Source organism: Kribbella sp. CA-247076 (assembly GCF_050942445.1).
Classification (GTDB): domain Bacteria; phylum Actinomycetota; class Actinomycetes; order Propionibacteriales; family Kribbellaceae; genus Kribbella.
Genome location: NZ_CP192051.1, coordinates 751,663 through 771,034, shown reverse-complemented (window position 1 = coordinate 771,034; position 19,372 = coordinate 751,663). Strand labels below are relative to the sequence as shown.

Genomic DNA, 19,372 nt, shown 5'->3' with positions numbered 1-19,372 from the left:
CCGATGCGGCTGACGGGACGTGGGTACGGCGTGCTGGCCGGGTCAATCGCTGCGTACGTGCTCGGTGAGCTCGCCGGGTACGCCGTCTTCCGGGCACTCGGCGGGATCGGGCTGGGCGCGGTGCTGGCGGCGATGGTGCTGACCGTGCGGCAGCCGCAGGTGACGGTGCAGCGGGCGTTGTCACCTGACCGCGTCGAGCGCGGCCGGCCGGCGCTGGCCACCTTGCGGGTGCGGAACGAGGGTGCCCGGTGGCAGGCGTCGTTCGCGGCGTACGACGCCGCCGGGGACGAGCGGCAGGAGGTCCGGATCCGGCGGCTCGGTCCGGGCAGCGCGGCGACGTACCGGTACGAGCTGCCGACCTCGAAGCGCGGCCGGCTCGCGGTCGGGCCGTTGACCCTGGAGCGGCGCGACCCGCTCGGCCTGGCCCGCAACAGCAAGGCCACCGGCGAGGTCGGCACGCTGTGGGTGCACCCGAAACGCCACCCGGCCAAGACCGTCGTCGCCGGCCGGCCACGGCACCACCACATCGGGCGGACCGCGGACGACTCGCTGCGCGGCTCCGCGGACCTGCGCGACGTCCGGCCGTACGTCGTCGGCGACGAGGTGCGCCACCTGCACTGGAAGGCGACCGCCCGGACCGGGCAGCTGATGGTCCGCGACTACGCCGATCCCGACCAGCCCCGGCTCACCGTCCTGCTGGACACCCGGCGCGAACCGTTGTCAGCGGCAACCTTCGAGGAGGCGACCGAGGTCGCGGCGTCGATCCTGTTCGCCGCGTCCACCGCGGGCCACCGCTGCCGGCTGGTGACCACGGCCGGCGCCGACGTCGCGGCCCCGGGCGGCGCGGTCGCCTCCCGCCAGTTCCTCGACGAGCTCTGCGTGGTCGGCCAACGCGACGACCGCGCCGGGCTGTTGCCGCCGGTCCTGACCACCGGTACGTCGGCCGGCGGGGCGATCGTGGTCGTCACCGGCGTCCGGGGCTCGGCGGCCGAGCTGGCCCCGCTGCTCACCCGCTACTCGTCGGTGACGGTCCTCGGCCTGGGTGAGGCCGTCGGCGTCGCGCCGATCCTCGGCGCCCAGGTCATCCTGGCCGGCAGCGCCCGCGAGGCGCTTCAGCAGTGGACAGGGGTGCTGCAGTGAGCCGGCGGCAGACGGTTGCTGTGCTGGCCGGCGTGCTCGTCGGTGGGCTGTGCTTCGGGCCGGTCTTCGGGCTCGGGAACCTGTGGCTTTCGGTCGCGGCCGTCTGCGTGGTCGCCTACCTCGCCACCGAGGCGTGCCGGCAGTGGCCGCGACTGACCGCCTGGCGTCCACTGCTCGTGGCGGCCGGCGGACTGCTGGCCGTCGTCGAAACGGTGCTTCGGGCAACGACTGTCGTCGGTCTGCCGAGGGTGGAGTCGGTCCGGGCGCTCGGTCGCGGGCTCGACTCCTGGCATCTGACGCTGCAGTCGACCTGGCCGGCTCGGCCCGACCCGGAGCTGGTGGTGTTCGTTCCGCTGCTCACGCTGGTGGCATGCCTGCTGGCGATCGAGCTGCTCGACCGGGCGCCTCCGCTGGTCGCTCTGCTGCCCGCGGTCGCGGTCCTGGGCGTTAGTCAGCTGTACCTCGCCGCCACCGGGCTGACCGCCGTACTGATCGCCGTCGCGTTCGGCCTGATCGTGATCGCGCTGCTCATCCCCGACACGACGGAGTACCGGCGGCTCGCGCCGTGGGTGGCGACGTCGGCGGTGACGGTCGCGGCGATCGTCACCGGTCTGGTCGTGGGCGCGATCGATCCGGCCGGCCGGACGCCGTACTCGCTGCAGAAGGTGCAGGCCGCGACCGTCGCCGGGACGCGCTGGCCGAGCCCGCTCGACGAGCTCGGCAGCCGGCTCGGGTCGCGCGGAACGGACAAGGACGATGTGCTGTTCCGGTACAGCGCCTCCGAGCCGGTCGACCGCTGGCGGCTGGTGGCCTTGGACGACTTCGACGGCGCGAACTGGACGACCGACCATCCACTCCTGCGCATGGGCACCGAGCTCACGCCCGGCCCGGAGATCCGGGTTCCGACCACAGAGCAGCGTGCGTCCGTGCGGCTCGAGCAGCTGGACGGCCCGTGGCTGCCCGGTCAGCTGCTGCCGTCGACCGTCGGCGGCGTGACCGAGCCGCAGGTCGAGCCGATCGGCAGCACCCTGCTGGCGCCGCAGCGGCCGGACCGCTACGAGCTGGCCTGGCGGGAACCAGTGGTCGACAGCTCGTACCTGCTCGGCGCCGGGATCGACGCGGACGCCCCCGGCGGCCTGTCCGATCTCGGTCCGGTGCCGCCGGAGATCTCCGAGCTCAACCCGCTGCAGGGCAAGCGGGCCACCTTCTCCACCGCGCTCGCGCTCGAGAAGTACCTGCGGGACAACTACCAGGTGGCCGTCGACGGCCGACTCCCGACCGGGCACAGCTGGCCGCAACTGCGGGCGTTCCTGCTCAAGGAGCAGCCCGGGACGAGTGAGCAGTTCGCCGCTGGGTACGTCGCCCTGGCCCGGCTGAACGGGATCCCGGCACGGCTCGCGGTCGGCTTCCGGGCGCCCGCCGAGCCCGATGCGGACGGCCTCTACACCGTGCGCGACAGCGACGCGTACGCCTGGCCCGAGGTCGCCGTCGACGGGGTCGGCTGGTGGCCGCTCGACCCGGTCGGCCGGGCGGCGAGCGGGAAGACATCCGTGGCCGGGTCCACCGCGGAGATCACCGAGCAGGCGCGGGCCGCCGTACCACCGGTCGAGCAGATCGAGGATCCGGAGGTGCCGCCCTCGGCCGGCGAGGGGGCGTCGAATCGGAGCTGGGGTGGTTTCCGGCTTCCGCTGCTGTGGGTGTTCGTGATCTCGGCGGGGTTGCTGCTGTTGTGGCTGGCCGGCGTACCGCTACTGAAGTTCGCCCGCGCGCTGCGGCGTCGGCGTCGGGGCGGGAGTGCATCGGTGGTCGGGGCCTGGACCGAGGCGCGGGACCGGCTTCGGGCGCACGGCGTGCCGGTGACCGCGGGCATGACGGTCCGGGACCTGGCCGAGGCCGCGCGTGAGTTGCCGGACACCGGGCCTGGGCTGGACCGGGTCGCGCGGGCTGTCGACCACGCGCTCTGGTCCGGCGGAGCGGCCGGCGGGGAGCTGAGTCAGCAGGCGTGGACCGGCGTCCGTGAACTGCGCAAGGCGCTGCGGAGCCGCCCGTTGCTCGACCGGCTGCAGGCGTCCCTCGAGGTGCGCACACTCTTCACCCGCTGAGACCGAAGCGGCGTGAAGCAGGGATGGCCGGGCAGCAGGCCGCAGCGGCCGTCGGGTTCCGGCTCGACGGCCGCTGTGGTGCTTTCCGGCGTCTGTCGGTGACCTGGTCTGGCGGGCCGTGTCACCGCGACGTCAGCCGAGAACGGGCTTCTTCTCGTCCCGGGTCAGATGGTCGCGACCGGCCGGATGCCGCTCGCGGGCGGTTTCGTGGGTGTGCTCGGTGGTCCGCGGTGCCGGGCACACCGGGCCGCGGCGGATCGGACCGCCACCCAGCCTCCGGCTCTTCCACTGCTTCTCTTCGTAGTCGTAGTAAGTGTCGACGCCTCCGACTGTCATCCCCTGTCCTCCCGTCAACCCCCGCGACCCCTGCTGGCGAGATTCCACAGTCCGTCACGAGTGGCATGTGACACAAGCAATTCCGAAAATCCCCATCGACAAACGGATTCGAACAGCCGAATCTGTTCAGTTCACCCAGATATCTGCGTCAAAACCGTTCAATGCTTGATGTTCTCAGATCACGACGATCGTCACGGCGTGTCCCGAGATCCGGACGCCACCGTCCACCGGCTCCGCCGTCCCGAAGGTCATCACCTGGTACGACGGGACGGCGTCGACCGGGACCACGGTCTCGTCGGCGGCCAGGTTCACCACGATCCGGAAGGCGCCGCGGGTCACCACGAGCCAGTTGCCGTCGGCGTCGTACGCGATGCCGACCGAGGCGAGTCGATCGTCGCGCAGGTCCGGGGTCCGGGCCCGCAGCGCGAGCAGGTCGCGGTACCACGAGAGCAGCTCGGCGTGCGGCGGCTCGTTCACCTCGGACCAGTCGAGCACCGAGCTGCGCCAGGTCTCCGGGTCCTGCGGGTCGGGGATGTCGTCGGCGTTCCAGCCGTGGTCGGCGAACTCGCGCCGGCGGCCGGTCCGGACCGCCTCGGCCAGCTCGGGCTCCTCGTGGTCGGTGAAGTAGCGCCAGGGCGTCGACGCGCCCCACTCCTCACCCATGAACAGCATCGGCGTGTACGGCGACGTGAGCACGAGCGCGGCGCCGATCGCGAGCTGGCCGGGCGTCAGCGCGGGCCGGTCGCCGAGCGCCCGGTTGCCGACCTGGTCGTGGTTCGAGGTGTAGGCGAGGAACTCGCCGCCGCGATGCCGGGCCGGATCGACCGGCCGGCCCCAGTCCTTACCGCGGAACGTGGAGTACGACCCGTCGTGCAGGAAGACCTGGGTCAGCGTCTTGGCGAACACCCCGGGCTCACCGAAGTCCACGTAGTACCCGGCCCGCTCGCCGGTCAGCAACGTGTGCAGTGCGTGGTGGAAGTCGTCGCTCCACTGCGCGGTCATGCCCAGACCGCCCTCGTCCACCGGCTCGACCATCCGCGGATCGTTCAGATCCGACTCGGCCACCAGCCCCAACGGCCGGCCGAGCTGCTGCGACAAGGCCGCCGTCTCCGACGACAGCTGTGCCAGCAGGTGCGTCGGGCTGTCGTCGGCGAGCGCGTGTACGGCGTCCAGCCGCAGAGCGTCGACGTGGAACGACCGGAACCACCGGAGGGCGTTGTCGCAGATCCACCGGCGTACTTCAGTGCTGCCGGTGTCATCCAGGTTGACCGCCTGGCCCCACGGGGTCGAGTGCTTGTCGGTGAAGTAGGGCCCGAAGTCGGCCAGCCGGTTCCCACTCGGGCCGAGGTGGTTGTAGACGACGTCCAGGCAGACGGCCAGGCCGACCTCGTGGCACCGGTTCACGAACCGTTGCAGGGCTTCCGGCCCGCCGTACGGCTCGTGGACGGCGTAGAGGTGCACGCCGTCGTACCCCCAGCCGTGCCTCCCGGGGAACGCGGCGACTGGCATCAGCGAGACCACCTCGACGCCGAGCGCGACCAGGTAGTCGAGATGGCCGGCGGCCGCCTCCAGCGTGCCCTCCGGAGTGAACGTGCCGAGGTGCAGCTCGTAGAAGACCGAGCCGCGGACGTCACGGCCGGCCCAGTCGCCGTCGGTCCAGTGGAAACGGTCCTCGTCGAACACCCGGCTGAACCCGTGCACACCGTCGGGCTGCCACGGGCTGCGCGGGTCCGGCAGTGGTTCGCTGCCGTCGATTGTGAACGCGTACTCGGTGCCGTGGCCGGCCTCGACCACCTCTCGCTCCCACCAGCCGTCGGCCGCGGCGCGCAGGGGGAGAACTCCGTCCCGGAGGACGACGTCGACCGACGAGGCAGCGGGCGCCCAGACGCGGAAGGTGTGCATTCAGCTCCTTACGAGCAGCGCCACCGGGAGGTCCTCCAGCAGCTCATGGATCCGGGCTGCTCCACTACCCACGACCCGGCCGGTCAACACGTTCTTCCACTCGCCACTCGGCAACACGACCGTGCTCTCGCCCCAGCCGCCGAGCCGGTGCAGCGCGGCCGGCAGGCGGGTCGCGACCGTGATCACCGCGTCGCCGCGCGCGAAGGCGACCGCGTGGCCGTTCGAGGTCGGCAGCGGGGTGTAGCTGCCGGCGAAGGCCTCCGGGTACTGCCGGCGGATGCGGAGCGCCCGCGCGGTGACCAGCAGCTTCTCGTCGGAGAGGTCGTCCGGCTTGGCGCCCTCGTCCAGCCTGCGCAGCCGCTCGATCCGGTGCTGGTAGTCCACCGGCCGCCGGTTGTCCGGGTCCACCAGCGACAGGTCGACCAGCTCGGTCCCCTGGTACACGTCCGGTACGCCGGGCATCGTCAGCTGCACCAGCTTCTGCCCGAGCGTGGCCGCCCGGACGAACTCGGTCTGCCTGGCCGCGAAGCGACGTACCGACTCCAGCACGGTGGCGTCGGCGAGGACCGCGGTGCAGAAGCCGGCGACGGCCTGCTCGTACTCCTCGTCGGGCGACGTCCAGGTGGTGTGCCGCTTGGCCTCGCGGATCGCCTTGAGCAGATAGGCCTGCAGGCGGTCCTCCGGGATCGGCCCGTCGTCCCATGTGCCGAACAACGTCTGCCAGAACAGGTACTCCGTGCTGCCGTCGAGCAACGGGCTCCGATGGTCCTCCGACAGCCGCCGCCACTCGCGGACCGCCTCCGACCAGGCAGCAGGCTGCTCGGACAGTACGCCGAGCCGCGCCCGCACGTCCTCGGACCGCTTGGTGTCGTGCGTGGAGAGCGTGGTCATCGTCTTCGGCCAGTGCTGGTTCAGCCGGGCCGCGTACGCGTGGAACTCCTCCGGCGTGACGCCGAAGTGCTCCGGGTCGCCCCCGACCTCGTTGAGCGACGCGAGCCGGAACCACCGGTAGAACGCGGTGTCCTCGACGCCCTTGGCCATCACCGGTCCACAGGTCTGCTGGAACCGGACGATCAGCTCGTGCCGGGCGTGCTCGTCGATCCGGCTCGCCGTCCCGGTCTCCCGCCCGAGCAGCAGGTGCAGGACGACGTCGAGCGTCTCCTGCCGGTCCTCGTCCAGGTTCTCCCGTGCCTTCTCGGCCGCGTGCTCCAGCGCACGGACCGCGGCCGGCCCGGGCTGTTCCCCCGGTACGACGTACGCCCGGTAGATCTCGAAGTGGACGAGCAGCTCCACGACGACCTCGTGGAACGCGCGCCGGGTGTGGTCACGGAGCCGGACGTCGTCCTGGCAGATGCGGGCGAGCAACTCCACCAGCCGGTGCACTTCGGCGTACTGCCCGTGCTTCACCACCTCACGCTTCGCCTGCTCGACCACCGGCGCGAAGTCGGCCGGCTCACCGGTCAGCTCGGAGTGGAAGGCTGCGAGCGGTGCGGCGCCGGCCGGGTCGACGAAGAGACCGCCGACGCGCAGCAAGGCGTCGTACCCGGTCGTGCCGGCGCAGGGCCAGTCGCGGGGCAGCTCTTCGCTGCCTTCGAGGATCTTCTCGACCACGACCCACGCACCGCCGGTGCGCTCGGCCAGTCGGCGCAGGTACCCGCGCGGGTCGGCCAGGCCGTCCGGGTGGTCGATGCGGAGGCCGTTGAGCTTCCCCTCGTGCAGGAGCTCGAGCAGCAGCTCGTGCGTGGCCTCGAACACCTCCTGTGTCTCTACTCGTACCGCGGCGAGCGTGTCCACGTCGAAGAAGCGCCGGTAGTTCAGCTCCTCGTCGGCGACCCGCCAGTGCGCCAGGCGGTACCACTGCTCGGTCACCAGCTCAGCGATCGGCAGGTCCTCGGTCCCCGGGCGCAGCGGGTACTCGTGCTCGTAGTAGCGCAGTACGTCGCCGTCGACCGACAGCTCGCCGTCCGCGAGCACCTTGCCGATCCGCTGACCCAGCACCGCCATCAGCAACGGCTGGTTCCCCGAGCCCCAGTCCACGTCGAACCACTCCGCGTACGGCGAGCCCGGCCCGTCCCGCAGCACCGACCACAGCGCCCTGTTCAGCCGGGCCGGCGTCGGCACGGCCACATGGTTCGGTACGACGTCCGCGACCGCACCCATCCGGTGCTCGCCGAGCCGCGCGGCCAGCCGGTCGAACGCGGGCCGTCCGCCGGCCGGCTCGGACAGCCGGCTGTGGTCGACCACGTCGTACCCGTGCATGGAACCGGGCGCGGCCTGCAGGATCGGCGACAGGTACGCGTGCGAAATCCCGAGGCTGTGCAGGTACGGGACGGTGGCCGCCGCGTCGTCGAACCCGAAGTCGGCGTGCAGCTGCAGCCGGTAGGTCGCCTGTGGGACCTGGCTCATCCGGCCGCCTGCCGCGGGCGGGTCAGCACCAGCGTGCTGCGGGCCTCGAGCCGGATCGTGCTGCCGGCCGCGTGCGGCTCGTCCTCGGAGCCGTTCTTCGCGGTCGTCGTGTCCACGACCACCCGCCAGTCGTCGCCGTACTCCTTGGGTGGCAGGAGGAAGTCGAGCGGCTCGTGGTTGCTGTTCAGCAGGACCAGGAACGAGTCGTCCACCACCGGCTCGCCCCGCGGGTCCGGCTCGGAGATCGCGTCGCCGTTCAGGAAGACCGCGATCGCCCGGGCGTCGTCGCGGGTCCAGTCGCCGTTCTGCATCTCGGTGCCCATCGGGGTGAACCAGACCAGATCACCGAGGCCGTCGACCCCGGTGTCACCGTGGAAGAACCGGCGCCGGCGCAGCACCGGGTGGTTGTTGCGCAGCCGGACCAGCGAGCCGGTGAACTCGAGCAGGTCCTTCTGCGCGTCGGACAGCTCCCAGTCGACCCAGGCGATCTCGTTGTCCTGGCAGTAGACGTTGTTGTTGCCGCCCTGCGTCCGGCCGAGCTCGTCGCCGTGGGCGATCATCGGCACGCCCTGCGAGATCAGCAGCGTGGTGAGGAAGTTGCGCTGCTGCCGGGCCCGCAGCTCGAGCACCTCGGCGTCGTCGGTCTCGCCCTCGGCACCGCAGTTCCACGACCGGTTGTGGCTCTCGCCGTCCTTGCCGCCCTCGCCGTTCGCCTCGTTGTGCTTGTCGTTGTAGGAGACCAGGTCGCGCAGGGTGAAGCCGTCGTGCGCGGTGACGAAGTTGATGCTGGCCAGCGGCCGGCGGCTGTCGTCCTGGTACAGGTCCGACGAGCCGGTCAGCCGGGACGCGAACTCGGCCAGCGTGTACTTCTCGCCGCGCCAGAAGTCCCGGACGGTGTCGCGGTACTTCCCGTTCCACTCCGTCCACAGCGGCGGGAAGTTGCCCACCTGGTAGCCGCCGTCGCCGACGTCCCACGGCTCGGCGATCAGCTTCACCTGGCTGACCACCGGGTCCTGCTGGACCAGGTCGAAGAACGCCGACAGCCGGTCGACCTCGTGGAACTGCCGGGCCAGCGTGGCCGCGAGGTCGAAGCGGAAGCCGTCGACGTGCATCTCGGTCACCCAGTAGCGCAGCGAGTCCATGATCAGCTGCAGGACGTGCGGGTGCCGCATCAGCAGGCTGTTGCCGGTGCCGGTGGTGTCGTAGTAGTGCCGCTTGTCGGCGTCCACCAGCCGGTAGTACGCCGCGTTGTCGATGCCCTTGAACGACAGCGTCGGGCCGAACTCGTTGCCCTCGGCGGTGTGGTTGTAGACCACGTCGAGGATGACCTCGATGTTCGCCTCGTGCAGCGCCTTCACCATCGTCTTGAACTCGGTCACCTGCTGGCCGCGGGTGCCGCCGGCGGCGTAGTCGTTGTGCGGTGCGAAGAAGCCGATGGTGTTGTAGCCCCAGTAATTCGACAGGCCGCGCTCCTGCAGGTGGCCGTCCTGGGCGAACTGGTGGATCGGCATCAGCTCGATCGCGGACACCCCGAGCTCCTTGAGGTGCTCGATCACGGCCGGATGGCTCATCCCGGCGTACGTGCCGCGGATGTCTTCCGGCAGGGCCGGGTGGGTCTTGGTCAGGCCCTTGACGTGCGCCTCGTAGATCACCGTCTCGTGGTACGCGTGCCCCGGCGGGCGGTCGGTGCCCCAGTCGAAGAACGGGTTCGTCACCACCGACAGCATGGTGTGCTCGCGGTTGTCCATCGTGTTCAGCTCGTCCGGCTTCCCGAACCGGTAGCTGAACAGTGACTCGTCACCGTCGATCTGGCCGTCGACAGCCTTCGCATACGGGTCCAGCAGCAGCTTGGAGGGGTTGCACCGAGGTCCCTCGGCCGGGTTGTACGGACCGTGCACGCGGAAGCCGTACCGCTGGCCGGGCTCGACCGACGGCAGGTACGCGTGCCAGACGAACCCGTCGACCTCGGTCAGCTGGACCAACTGCTCGGACCCGTCGTCTCCGATCAGGGCCAGGTCTACTCGCTCGGCAACCTCCGAGAACAGCGCGAAGTTCGTCCCGGAGCCGTCGTACGTGGCTCCGAGGGGGTAAGGACGGCCAGGCCATTTCTGCACCAGATGACAGTAGCCACCTCCACCCCCACTCCATGCATGCCGGGGTGTTTTGCTGCCGATTGTTCATCCTCGGCGGAACGGGCGGGCTAAGGTCTTAGCTGTGGTCACCCCGGCATGCGTGGCCGGGGTGGCCACCCTCACACGATGTAGCGGTCGCCCGGGCGGATGACCCGCAGCCAGCGGCAGCCGTACGGCTCCAGCTCGAGCTCGAACGTTCCGTCGGCGCCGATGTCCTCGGTCCCGTCGCACAGCAGGTCGACCGCCCGGACGCCGACTCCGGCGCCGGCGATCGCCAGGGTCGCCTTGGCCGGCTCGGCGGCGAAGTTGTGGACCGCCACGATCGTCCCGCCCTCGCAGTCGGAGCGGTGGGCGAACACCGATCGCGACTCGTGCTCCAGGATCGTGCAGTCACCCCACGAGAGCTCCGGGCACTCGCGGTAGCGCTGGGCGAGCAGCTTGATCCAGCTCATCAGCGAGTCCGGGTCACGGCGCTGCGACGCGACGTTGACGTTCTCCGGTCCGTACTCGCCCTCGGGCAGCGGTGCGGCCAGGTCGTTCGGGTCCGCGATCGAGAACCCGCCGTTCGCGTCGGCCGTCCACTGCATCGGCGTACGGACGGCGTTCCGCCCCTCGACCGCGAGGTTCTCCCCCATGCCGATCTCCTCGCCGTAGAAGAGCACCGGCGTACCGGGCAGCGAGAAGAGCAGGCTGTAGACCATCTTCAGCCGGTCCTTGTCGTTGCCGAGCATCGGCGGCAGCCGGCGGCGCAGCCCGCGCCCGTACAGCTGCATGCTCTCCTCGGGACCGAACGCGTCGAAGACCTCCTGCCGCTCCTCGTCGGACAGCTTGTCCAGCGTGAGCTCGTCATGGTTGCGCACGAACGTGCCCCACTGCGCCTCCTCCGGCGGGTCCGGCCGCTCCCGCAACGCCTTCACCAGTTCGGCCGGGTCGTTGCGCGCCAGCGACAGGTAGAGGCGCTGCATGCCGATGAAGTCGAAGCTCATCGTCAGCTCGTCGCCGTCCTCGTCACCGAAGAAGCTCCGGGTGTCCTTGTACGGCAGGTTGACCTCACCGAGCAGCATCGCTTCACCACTGCGCCGGGACAGGAACGCCCGCAGGTCCCGCAGGTAGTCGTGCGGGTCCGGCAGCTCCTCGGCGTCCAGCGATCCCGACGGATCGATCAGGAACGGTACGGCGTCCACCCGGAACCCGGACAGCCCGAGCCGCAGCCAGAACCCGATCACCCGCATGATCTCCTCACGCACCGCGGGGTTCGTGATGTCGAGATCGGGCTGGTGCTTGTAGAACCGGTGCAGGTAGTACTGCCCGGCCTGCTCGTCGTACTGCCACAGACTCTTCTCCTGGTCCGGGAAGACGATGCCCTTGTCCGCGTCCGGCGGCTCCTCGTCCCGCCACACGTACCAGTCCCGGTACGGCGACTGCCGCGAGGACCGCGCGCTCTGGAACCACGGGTGCTGGTCGGAGGTGTGGTTGACGACCAGGTCGGCGATCACCCGCATGCCGCGGTCGCGGGCCAGCGTGATCAGCTCGGCCAGGTCACCGTGCGTGCCCAGGCGCGAGTCGACGCCGTAGAAGTCGGTGATGTCGTAGCCGTCGTCGCGGTCCGGTGTCGGGTAGAACGGCATCAGCCACAGACACGTCACCCCCAGCTCGGCGAGGTGGTCGATCCGTTGACTCACCCCGCGCAGGTCACCGCGTCCGTCGCCGTCGGTGTCGAAGAAGGTCTCGACATCGAGGCAGTACACCACCGCGTTCTTCCACCAGACATCTGCAGTCTCGGTCAGCCTCATTGCACTTCTGTGCCCGATGCCGCCCGGACGCATGCCTGCGACCAGACCACTTGGGTACCACCGGGGGCATGGGTGTCGCGCTCGCACTGCTGTCCGCGCTGGCCTTCGGCCTGTCCGACATCGCGGCCGGTGTGGCCGCGCGCCGCCTGCACAGCGCCGTGGTCGCGTTCATCGGTCAGCTCGCCGGTGTGGTCCTGACCGCAGCGGCCGCACTGCTGGTGGCCGCACCTTCGGTGACCGGGACCGCCCTCGGCTGGGGTGCTCTGGCCGGAATCGGGACCGGACTCGGCGCGGCGTTCCTGTTCCAGGCGATGAGCGTGGGGCGGTTCAGCATCGTCGTACCGCTGAGCGATGTGGCCGGCGTGGCCATCCCCGTGCTGATCGGAGTCGCGCTGCTGGGTGACCACATCGGGCCGGCCGCCTGGTGCGGGTTCGCTCTGTCGGTGCCTGCGCTCTGGCTGATCACCAGCAAGACGGGCCCGCGTGGCGGATCCGCTGCCGGGGCGCGGTGGGCGCTGCTGTCAGGAGCCGCGTTCTCGTTGCAGTACCTGGCTCTGGCTCAGGCCGACCCGGCCGCGGGGCTCTGGCCGCTGGTACTGAACCGGGTCGGCGCAGTCCTGAGTGTGGCGCCGTGGGCTGTCCGCCGCGAGCGGTTGCGGATGCAGAAGGGCACCTTCGGCATCGCCGTACTCTCCGGTGTGCTGGGGACCGTGGCGATCGCCGCCTTCTGGTTCGCCAGCCGGGAGCAGGCTCTTTCGATCGCGGTCGTGCTGACCTCGCTGTACCCGGTCGTTCCGGTGCTGGCGGGGATCGCCGTGTTCCACGAGCCGGTGACACGCCGGCTGCTGGTCGGACTGGGACTCGCCCTGGCGACCGTCGTACTGATCTCGCTGTAATCATCGGATCACTTGGAGTAAGTTCGTCGGCATGGTGAAGCGTGCTGTGGTGCTGGCGGGGATCGTGCTGCTGGTCTCCGCCGGGTCGGTCTCGGCGGCAGTCGACAAGCGGATGATCGTCGGTGGGACGCTGGCGAGCGTGAGCGAGGCGCCGTGGGCGGTGGTACTGACGAACTCGCAGTCCTCCCGGCAGACGGGTCGGTGGTGTGGTGCGGCCCTGATCGCTCCGGACAAGGTGCTCACCGCCGCGCACTGCATGACCAAGCCGCTGTCGACGTACACCGCGATCCAGGGACGCGCGGACCTGACCGACGGCTCGACCGGGCGGGTGTCCGCGATCAGCAAGGTGTGGATCCACCCGGGCTACAACGCGAACGACAACCGGAACGACTTCGCCGTCCTCACCCTCGCCACGCCGTTCACCCGGGTCCCGGTGATCGCGTTCGAGACGAACCCGAAGGCCGACCGGAAGGGCGCCGTACCAACCGTCTACGGCTGGGGCGACACCGCGGACACCGGCCCGGACGACACGCTGCAGAAGGTCGCCGTCCCCGACCTGGGCGACGACGTCTGCCTCGCGAACAAGGAGTACGTCGCCAACGGGTACGCCGCCGCCGCGAACGTCTGCGCCGGCAACGGCACCGGCGACGCCTGCCAGGGCGACTCCGGCGGCCCGCTCGTCCTCAACGGCCGCCTGCTCGCCACCGTCTCCTGGGGCAAGGGCTGCGCCGACCCCGGCTACCCCGGCGTCTACGCCGAGATCGCCGGGGCCGCGAAGACGTTGCGGGCGCAGCTCTAGGGGAAGCGCTCGTACGCCGGGAGCGTGAGGAAGTCCTCGTAGTCGTCGGCCAGCGCGGTCTCGAGGAAGAGCTCCCGGGCCGCCTTGAACCGGTCCGGGTCGTCGCCGAGCTTGGCGATCTCCTCGTCGGCGATCTGCTGGACCAACTCGGTCGTCACGGTCGCACCGGTGTCCAGGACGACACCGTTCAGCCGCCACTGCCAGATCTGCGACCGGGAGATCTCGGCGGTCGCGGCGTCCTCCATCAGGTTGAAGATGCCGACCGCGCCGGTGCCGTCCAGCCAGGCCGCGAGGTACTGGATCGCAACGCTGACGTTGTTCCGCAGGCCCGCCTCGGTCACCTCACCCGGCGTGGACGCGACGTCCAGCAGGTCCGCGGCGGTCACGGACACGTCCTCGCGGAGCTTGCCCAGCTGGTTCGGCTCCGAGCCGAGGACGGCGTCGAAGGCCGTGCGGCAGGTCTCGACCATGCCCGGGTGCGCGACCCACGACCCGTCGAACCCGTCACCGGCCTCGCGCTGCTTGTCCGCGGCAACCTTCGCGAACGCCTGCTCGTTGACCGCCGGGTCCTTGCTCGGGATGAACGCGGCCATCCCGCCGATCGCGTGCGCGCCGCGCTTGTGACAGGTCCGCACCAGCAGCTCGGTGTACGCGCGCATGAACGGCACGGTCATCGTCACGCTGTTGCGGTCCGGCAGCTGGAAGTCGGCGCCCCGGGTCCGGTGGGTCTTGATCACACTGAACATGTAGTCCCAGCGGCCCGCGTTCAGCCCGGCGGAGTGCTCGCGTAGCTCGTAGAGGATCTCCTCCATCTCGAACGCGGCCGGGTACGTCTCGATCAGCACGGTCGCCCGGATCGTGCCGCGCGGGATGCCGAGGTGCTCCTGTGCGGTCAGGAAGACGTCGTTCCAGAGCCGGGCCTCCAGGTGCGACTCCATCTTCGGCAGGTAGTAGTACGGCCCCTGCCCGCGGTCGATTTGCAGCTGTCCACAGGCGGCCAGGTACAGCGCGAAGTCGACCAGCGAGCCGGACACCGGCTCGCCGTCGACCAGGAGGTGCTTCTCCGGCAGGTGCCAGCCACGCGGCCGGACGACGATCGTGGCGAGCTCGTCGTCCGGCTTCAGCGCGTAGCTCTTGGTGTCGGTGCTGAAGTCGATCCGCCGGGTGATCGCGTCCAGCAGGTTGAGCTGGCCGCCGACGACGTTCTCCCACAGCGGGGTGTTCGCGTCCTCCTGGTCGGCGAGCCACACCTTGGCGCCGGAGTTGAGCGCGTTGATCGTCATCTTCCGGTCGGTCGGGCCGGTGATCTCGACCCGCCGGTCGACCAGCCCGGGCGCGGCCGGCGCGACCCGCCAGTCCGGGTCGTCGCGGACGGCCTGCGTCTCCGGCAGGAAGCCCAGCGACGCCCCGTCCGCGATCGCCGCCACCCGCTCCCGCCGGCGCTCCAGCAGTTCGAGCCGGCGGGCGCCGTACTCCCGGTGCAACCGCTCGATCAGCCCGAGCGCCCGCTCGGTCAGGATCTCGTCGTACCGGTCCTGCCGCGCACCGATGACCTCGACTGCCACGAACTCACTCCTTCGCATTCACGACCACGACCTCGTGATCGGTGATCCGTTCCACCCCGACCGTAATCCAGCCGCCCTCCTCGTTCACCTCCGCGTCCACCCCGGCCACCAGCAGCCGCGCCCGGTTGCCGGTCCCCCGTACCCGGATCGTGAACGGCCCGGCCGGCGTGAACTCCTCCAGCCGGCCGCGCCACGCGCCGCCCTGGTCGAGGTTGACCAGGTGCAGGATCAACGTCTCGTCCTGCCGGTAGAGCTGACAGTCGAGTACGCCGGCGCCCTCGACGCGCAGCGGGATGCCGTCGTGCCGGACCAGGTTGGCGAGCAGCCGGCCGTGGTCCGGATGGTGGTACTGCGCGTACAGCCGGTCGAGGTCCGCCGCCAGGTACGCGGTCCGCTCGCCGAGCACGAGCGCAGGCGTGTCACTGCGCGGCTCGGCCATCCAGGACAACTCCGGGGGATAGATCGGGAACGGCGGAACGTACGTCAGCGCCGCGGTCCCGGTCGCCTCGACCAGCTCCAACTGCCCGCCGAACGGCAGCAGGTCGGTGTCGTCGAAACCGGTCGCGATCGACCGGTCCTCGATCCGCAGGTACGTGTGCGCGTCGTACGTCTCCCAGTCGACCTTCCCCGCCTCGAGCCGCTTGCCGGTATGCCGCACCCCGAGCAGGTCACCCAACGCCCAGGCGTCCCGACGGTCGCCCCACTCGTCGTACAGCCCCGACTCCCCGGACACGACGAGGCGGCCCCGGTAGGCCTGCAACTGTGCGAGCTGCTCGTCGGTCAGCACTCCCACGTTCGGCACGACGAGGACGGCGAACCGCTCGTCCACCACATGCGTGGGCTCGTACGGGATGCGGGCCCGGATCAGCGCGTCCACCCAGCCGCGGTAGGGCAACTGGCTCGTCGTCTCCGGGGTGTCCTTGCCGTGGAAGTCGACACTGCGTTGACTCCACAGCAGACCGACGGTCGCGACCGGCTCACGGTTGACCAGATAGTCCTGGTGCGCCGAGTGCCAGGCGAACAGCGGCTCGGCGGTCGCGTACTGCCGCCGATCCTCGTGCACCGAGCCGATGTGGTGCCACCACGGCTGGATGCCGCCGGCGAACCCCTCCACCGCCCACATCCGCGCTTCCGGCCCGGGCTTGCTCCCGAGCCGGAACGTCGGCGTGCCCGCGTCGTACATCGCGGTGCTCTCCGGGATCAGGGTGTCCCGGCCGAGTAGGCCGTGCAGCCGCTTGCCGCTGTCGGCGTTCGCCTGGAAGCCGGCGTCGTCGTGCCGCCACTGCGAGTCGAGCAGGAAGATCGGCGCCCGCTTGCAGATCTCCACGTCGTCGCGCAATCGCTTGCTCTGCGCAACGACCTCGCCGCCGTTCATGCCGATCCACAGACAGTCCGGGCCGCCGGCCCGCCGGGTCACCTCGTTGTTCAGGTCCCAGACCGCGAGCCGCCGGTCGTAGCTCCACCGGATCCACTGCCGGTACGCCGGATCCGCCCAGTCCACGCGGACCGGGAGGTCCTGGCCGAAGCTCTCCCGGCAGTTCGGGCAGTAGCAGATCTGATCCCGGCCGAGTCCGCTCCAGCTGTTGTCGGTGATGCCGTCCGGCGCGGACCGCTCGACGATCTCCTCGAGCACGCCGGTGAGGAAGTCCCGATAGTACGGGCCGGTGACGCAGGCGACGTACATCCGGCCGGCACGGTACGGGTTGCCGTCGGCATCGATCGCGAACCAGTCCGGGTGCGCGTCGTACAGCGGCTGGTGGGCCCGGTTGGAGTCCATCCGGGCCAGCACCGTCAGTCCGTCCTCGCGGGCCGCCGCGACGATCTCGCCGTACAGGTCGCGATCGCCGAGGAACTCGGCCCGGTGGTGCAGCTCGAACCTGCTCGGGTAGTACGCGACGATCCCGCCGGCGTTGACGATCACGCCCTGCACCCGGGTACGACGCCAGTGCTCGCGCCACCAGTCGGCGTCGTACCGGGCCGGGTCCTTCTCGGTCAGGTTCGTCTGTCCCCACCGCAGCGTGCGCCGGTACCAGGGCGTCACCGCAGACTCCGGACGGCGTCCCCGGCGCCGGACAGGTTCTCCAGCAGCATCTCGGAGTACTTGCGGCTCAGGACGACGCCTTCGGCGCCGCCCTCGAACGCGGCCAGGGTCGCGTCCCGCACGGACTCACGGGTGCACCGGGTCAGCTCACCCTCGTTGTCGTCCCAGTTGATCTTGGTGCCGAGGTCGCGCGGCTTCTCCAGCCGCTCCTTGGGGACGCCCACCGGGATGTCGATGTCGATCCCGGGGTAGATTCTGCTCTGCCTACCGACGCCGGCGACGGCGCGCGCGGTCTCCCGGCGGACGTAGTCGGCGGTGAACCCGGTCTGCGGCAGCTTCGCGTAGTCGCCCTCGTCGAGCTGCAGCAGCTTCATCATCAGCGGGTAGACGTCCTCGGGGTCGGCGTCGGCGAACAGCGCACCGCAGATGCTCTTCACCCAGGTGAAGAACCGCGGCCCGGCGCAGTTGTTGTAGATGACGACCTTGATGAAGTCGGAGAACTTCGCCATCTCGGTGTAGTCCTGGTCCGCCCGGTAGAACGGGCTGAACGAGATGTTGTGGTAGACGTGCCAGCCGACCTGCACCTCGGGCGACATCGCCTTGGCGACCCCGTAGATGTCGCGGTAGAGCTGCCGCTGACTCTCGGTCCACAGCGTCTGCCAGGCGAGCACCTCGGGGAAGTTCAGCAGGATCCGCCAGAACGTCACGAACGCGCCGTCGGCCGGGCGCTCGCCGGCGCCGACCCGCTGGTTCCACTCGACCAGCTCGCGGTAGCCCCGCATCGCACGCTCGACGTCGATCCCGCGGTCCCTGCCGAACTGCCGGCAGTGCGGGCAGAAGCAGCCGACCTCGGCCACGTCGACCGTGCCCTGCATCAGCATGTTCAGCGGCCCCGGCCGCTCCGAGCACCAGGCGAGCCCGTCGAGCTCGTAGCTCTGCAGGTAGTCCTCGACGAACCCGAGGTGCCAGTTGCGGTAGTCCGGGTTGTTGAAGCACGGCCGGCGTCCCGGCCGTCCCCAGGCGTCCACCTCGAGCACCTTGACGAAGTTCGGGTAGGTCCGCAACTGCCGGGCGCCGCCGCTCTCCTCCATCCAGGCGAACGACGTCATCCCGCGCTCGCGCGCCTTCGGCACCACCTCGGCGAGCAGGTCCAGCTCCGGGTGCTCCGGTGCCCGCCCGGCCGCGCCGAGCACGGTGTTGCCGTAGTACTGCGGGTGCGGGGTCGCGTAGTTGCCGCCGACCCAGCCGAGGTCGTACTCCGCCCCGCCGTGGTCCGGGATCGGGTACCCGGGGACCTGCCGCCCGCCGGTGCCCCGGGTCCAGGTCGGCGTGGCCAGGAACAGCGCGTTCACCGCGCCGCGGTCGGCCAGGATGTCCAACGTCTGGTCGACGCCTTCGTCGACGAACGAAACCGCTCCGATCTGCATGGCAACGAGCCGGTCCGGCACGGTGCTCACCCCTTCATTCCTGTCATCGTGATGCCCTGGATGAAATAGCGCTGTGCAAAGAGGAAGACGGCGATGACGGGGACCACCGACACGGTCGCCCCGCACATCAGCAGACTGATCTGGGTGAAGTACTCGCCCTGGAACTGGGCCAGCGCCACCGGCAGCGTCTGCAGGTCCTCGGAGTTGATGTAGATCAGCGGACCGAACAGGTCGTTCCACGACTCGAGGAAGGTGAACACCCCGATCGCGGCCAGCGCCGGCTTGGTCTGCGGCAGCATGATCCGCCAGTAGATGCCGAACGTGGACGCCCCGTCGATCTTGCCGGCGTCCTCGAGCTCCTGCGGGATCGTCAGGAACGACTGCCGCATCAGGAAGGTCGCGAACACCGGCGTGAGCACCTTCGGCACCCACAGCGGGTACTGCGTGTCCACCCAGCCGATCTGCCGGAACACGATGTACTGCGGGATCAGGTACGCGATGCCCGGGATGATCGAGGTCGCCAGCAGCACCATGAACGCGAAGTCCCGGCCGGCGAACCGCAACCGCGCGAACGCGTACCCGGCCATCGACGCGACGATCAGGATGCCGACCACGTTCAGCCCGGCCAGCTTCACGCTGTTCCAGAGGAACACCGGGATCAGCTCGAAGATCTGCCGGTAGTTGTCCCACTGCGCGTCCTTCGGCAGGAACTGCGGCGGCACCGACAGCACCTTCGCCTCCGGCCGCAACGACGCACTGATCATCCAGACCAGCGGCGCCAGGAAGACCACCGCGAACAGGGACATGACCACGTACTGCGAGGTCCTGCTCAT

13 protein-coding genes are annotated in these 19,372 nt (G+C 70.2%); 4 read left to right on the top strand and 9 right to left on the bottom strand.

Going from position 1 to position 19,372, the window contains the following annotated elements; all coding sequences use genetic code 11:
* Positions 1 to 3 precede the first annotated feature (3 nt).
* Together ACQPYZ_RS03720 and ACQPYZ_RS03715 are read left to right on the top strand one after the other, a co-directional pair.
* Positions 4 to 1,140, top strand: a complete 1,137-nt coding sequence (locus ACQPYZ_RS03720) for a DUF58 domain-containing protein (protein ID WP_433165206.1) — start codon at positions 4 to 6, stop codon at positions 1,138 to 1,140.
* Positions 1,137 to 3,242 carry a transglutaminase TgpA family protein gene (locus ACQPYZ_RS03715; protein ID WP_433165205.1) on the top strand — a complete coding sequence of 702 codons (2,106 nt, stop codon included), beginning with the start codon at positions 1,137 to 1,139 and terminating at the stop codon, positions 3,240 to 3,242. Before ACQPYZ_RS03720 ends, ACQPYZ_RS03715 begins: the two co-directional genes overlap by 4 nt.
* Positions 3,243 to 3,374: 132 nt before the next feature.
* Here ACQPYZ_RS03715 and ACQPYZ_RS03710 read toward each other — a convergent pair whose 3' ends face one another.
* From ACQPYZ_RS03710 to ACQPYZ_RS03690, 5 genes are all read right to left on the bottom strand, one after another.
* Entirely contained in the window at positions 3,375 to 3,578 is a 204-nt protein-coding gene (locus ACQPYZ_RS03710) for a hypothetical protein (RefSeq protein WP_433165203.1), read from the bottom strand.
* A gap of 174 nt (positions 3,579 to 3,752) precedes the next feature.
* The gene (treZ, locus tag ACQPYZ_RS03705; RefSeq protein WP_433165201.1) at positions 3,753 to 5,480 is read right to left on the bottom strand and encodes a malto-oligosyltrehalose trehalohydrolase; all 1,728 of its coding nucleotides are present in this window, start codon (positions 5,478 to 5,480) and stop codon (positions 3,753 to 3,755) included.
* Positions 5,481 to 7,886, bottom strand: a complete 2,406-nt coding sequence (treY, locus tag ACQPYZ_RS03700; protein ID WP_433165199.1) for a malto-oligosyltrehalose synthase — start codon at positions 7,884 to 7,886, stop codon at positions 5,481 to 5,483.
* A complete protein-coding gene (gene glgX / locus ACQPYZ_RS03695) occupies positions 7,883 to 10,000 on the bottom strand; it encodes a glycogen debranching protein GlgX (RefSeq protein ID WP_433165197.1) in 2,118 nt (705 codons plus the stop codon). Before glgX ends, treY begins: the two co-directional genes overlap by 4 nt.
* Before the next feature lie 137 nt (positions 10,001 to 10,137).
* Positions 10,138 to 11,811: an alpha-amylase family protein gene (locus ACQPYZ_RS03690; RefSeq protein ID WP_433165195.1), complete on the bottom strand. Its 1,674-nt coding sequence runs from the start codon at positions 11,809 to 11,811 to the stop codon at positions 10,138 to 10,140.
* Between the two features lie 68 nt (positions 11,812 to 11,879).
* On the opposite strand from ACQPYZ_RS03690, the gene ACQPYZ_RS03685 reads away from it, so the two are divergent.
* The gene (locus tag ACQPYZ_RS03685; protein ID WP_433165193.1) at positions 11,880 to 12,707 is read left to right on the top strand and encodes an EamA family transporter; all 828 of its coding nucleotides are present in this window, start codon (positions 11,880 to 11,882) and stop codon (positions 12,705 to 12,707) included.
* A 31-nt stretch (positions 12,708 to 12,738) separates the two neighbouring features.
* Positions 12,739 to 13,506, top strand: a complete 768-nt coding sequence (locus ACQPYZ_RS03680) for a S1 family peptidase (RefSeq protein WP_433165192.1) — start codon at positions 12,739 to 12,741, stop codon at positions 13,504 to 13,506.
* Here the strand turns inward: ACQPYZ_RS03680 and aceB are convergent.
* Genes aceB through ACQPYZ_RS03660 form a run of 4 tightly spaced genes read right to left on the bottom strand, consistent with a single transcriptional unit; the run spans position 13,503 to position 19,372 of the window.
* On the bottom strand, positions 13,503 to 15,071 hold the full coding sequence (gene aceB / locus ACQPYZ_RS03675; RefSeq protein ID WP_433165190.1) for a malate synthase A: 1,569 nt from the start codon (positions 15,069 to 15,071) through the stop codon (positions 13,503 to 13,505). The two genes, ACQPYZ_RS03680 and aceB, sit on opposite strands and share 4 nt — an antisense overlap.
* A 4-nt stretch (positions 15,072 to 15,075) precedes the next feature.
* The gene (locus ACQPYZ_RS03670) at positions 15,076 to 17,112 is read right to left on the bottom strand and encodes a beta-galactosidase (RefSeq protein ID WP_433165188.1); all 2,037 of its coding nucleotides are present in this window, start codon (positions 17,110 to 17,112) and stop codon (positions 15,076 to 15,078) included.
* Positions 17,109 to 18,569 (bottom strand): hypothetical protein, encoded by a 1,461-nt coding sequence (locus ACQPYZ_RS03665; protein WP_433165187.1) that lies wholly within the window; start codon positions 18,567 to 18,569, stop codon positions 17,109 to 17,111. The genes ACQPYZ_RS03670 and ACQPYZ_RS03665 overlap by 4 nt, the downstream gene beginning before the upstream one ends.
* Positions 18,566 to 19,372, bottom strand: coding sequence for a carbohydrate ABC transporter permease (locus ACQPYZ_RS03660; RefSeq protein WP_433165185.1), 807 nt, complete (start codon positions 19,370 to 19,372; stop codon positions 18,566 to 18,568). The genes ACQPYZ_RS03665 and ACQPYZ_RS03660 overlap by 4 nt, the downstream gene beginning before the upstream one ends.

What these genes read in the sequence shown, in the direction of transcription:
- treY (WP_433165199.1), bottom strand. Translation starts at nt 7,886, where the DNA reads ATGAGCCAGGTCCCACAGGCGACCTACCGGCTGCAGCTGCACGCCGAC.
- treZ (WP_433165201.1), bottom strand. Translation starts at nt 5,480, where the DNA reads ATGCACACCTTCCGCGTCTGGGCGCCCGCTGCCTCGTCGGTCGACGTC.
- ACQPYZ_RS03720 (WP_433165206.1), top strand. Translation starts at nt 4, where the DNA reads ATGCGGCTGACGGGACGTGGGTACGGCGTGCTGGCCGGGTCAATCGCT.
- ACQPYZ_RS03710 (WP_433165203.1), bottom strand. Translation starts at nt 3,578, where the DNA reads ATGACAGTCGGAGGCGTCGACACTTACTACGACTACGAAGAGAAGCAG.
- ACQPYZ_RS03685 (WP_433165193.1), top strand. Translation starts at nt 11,880, where the DNA reads ATGGGTGTCGCGCTCGCACTGCTGTCCGCGCTGGCCTTCGGCCTGTCC.
- ACQPYZ_RS03690 (WP_433165195.1), bottom strand. Translation starts at nt 11,811, where the DNA reads ATGAGGCTGACCGAGACTGCAGATGTCTGGTGGAAGAACGCGGTGGTG.
- ACQPYZ_RS03660 (WP_433165185.1), bottom strand. Translation starts at nt 19,372, where the DNA reads ATGAGCAGGACCTCGCAGTACGTGGTCATGTCCCTGTTCGCGGTGGTC.
- ACQPYZ_RS03680 (WP_433165192.1), top strand. Translation starts at nt 12,739, where the DNA reads ATGGTGAAGCGTGCTGTGGTGCTGGCGGGGATCGTGCTGCTGGTCTCC.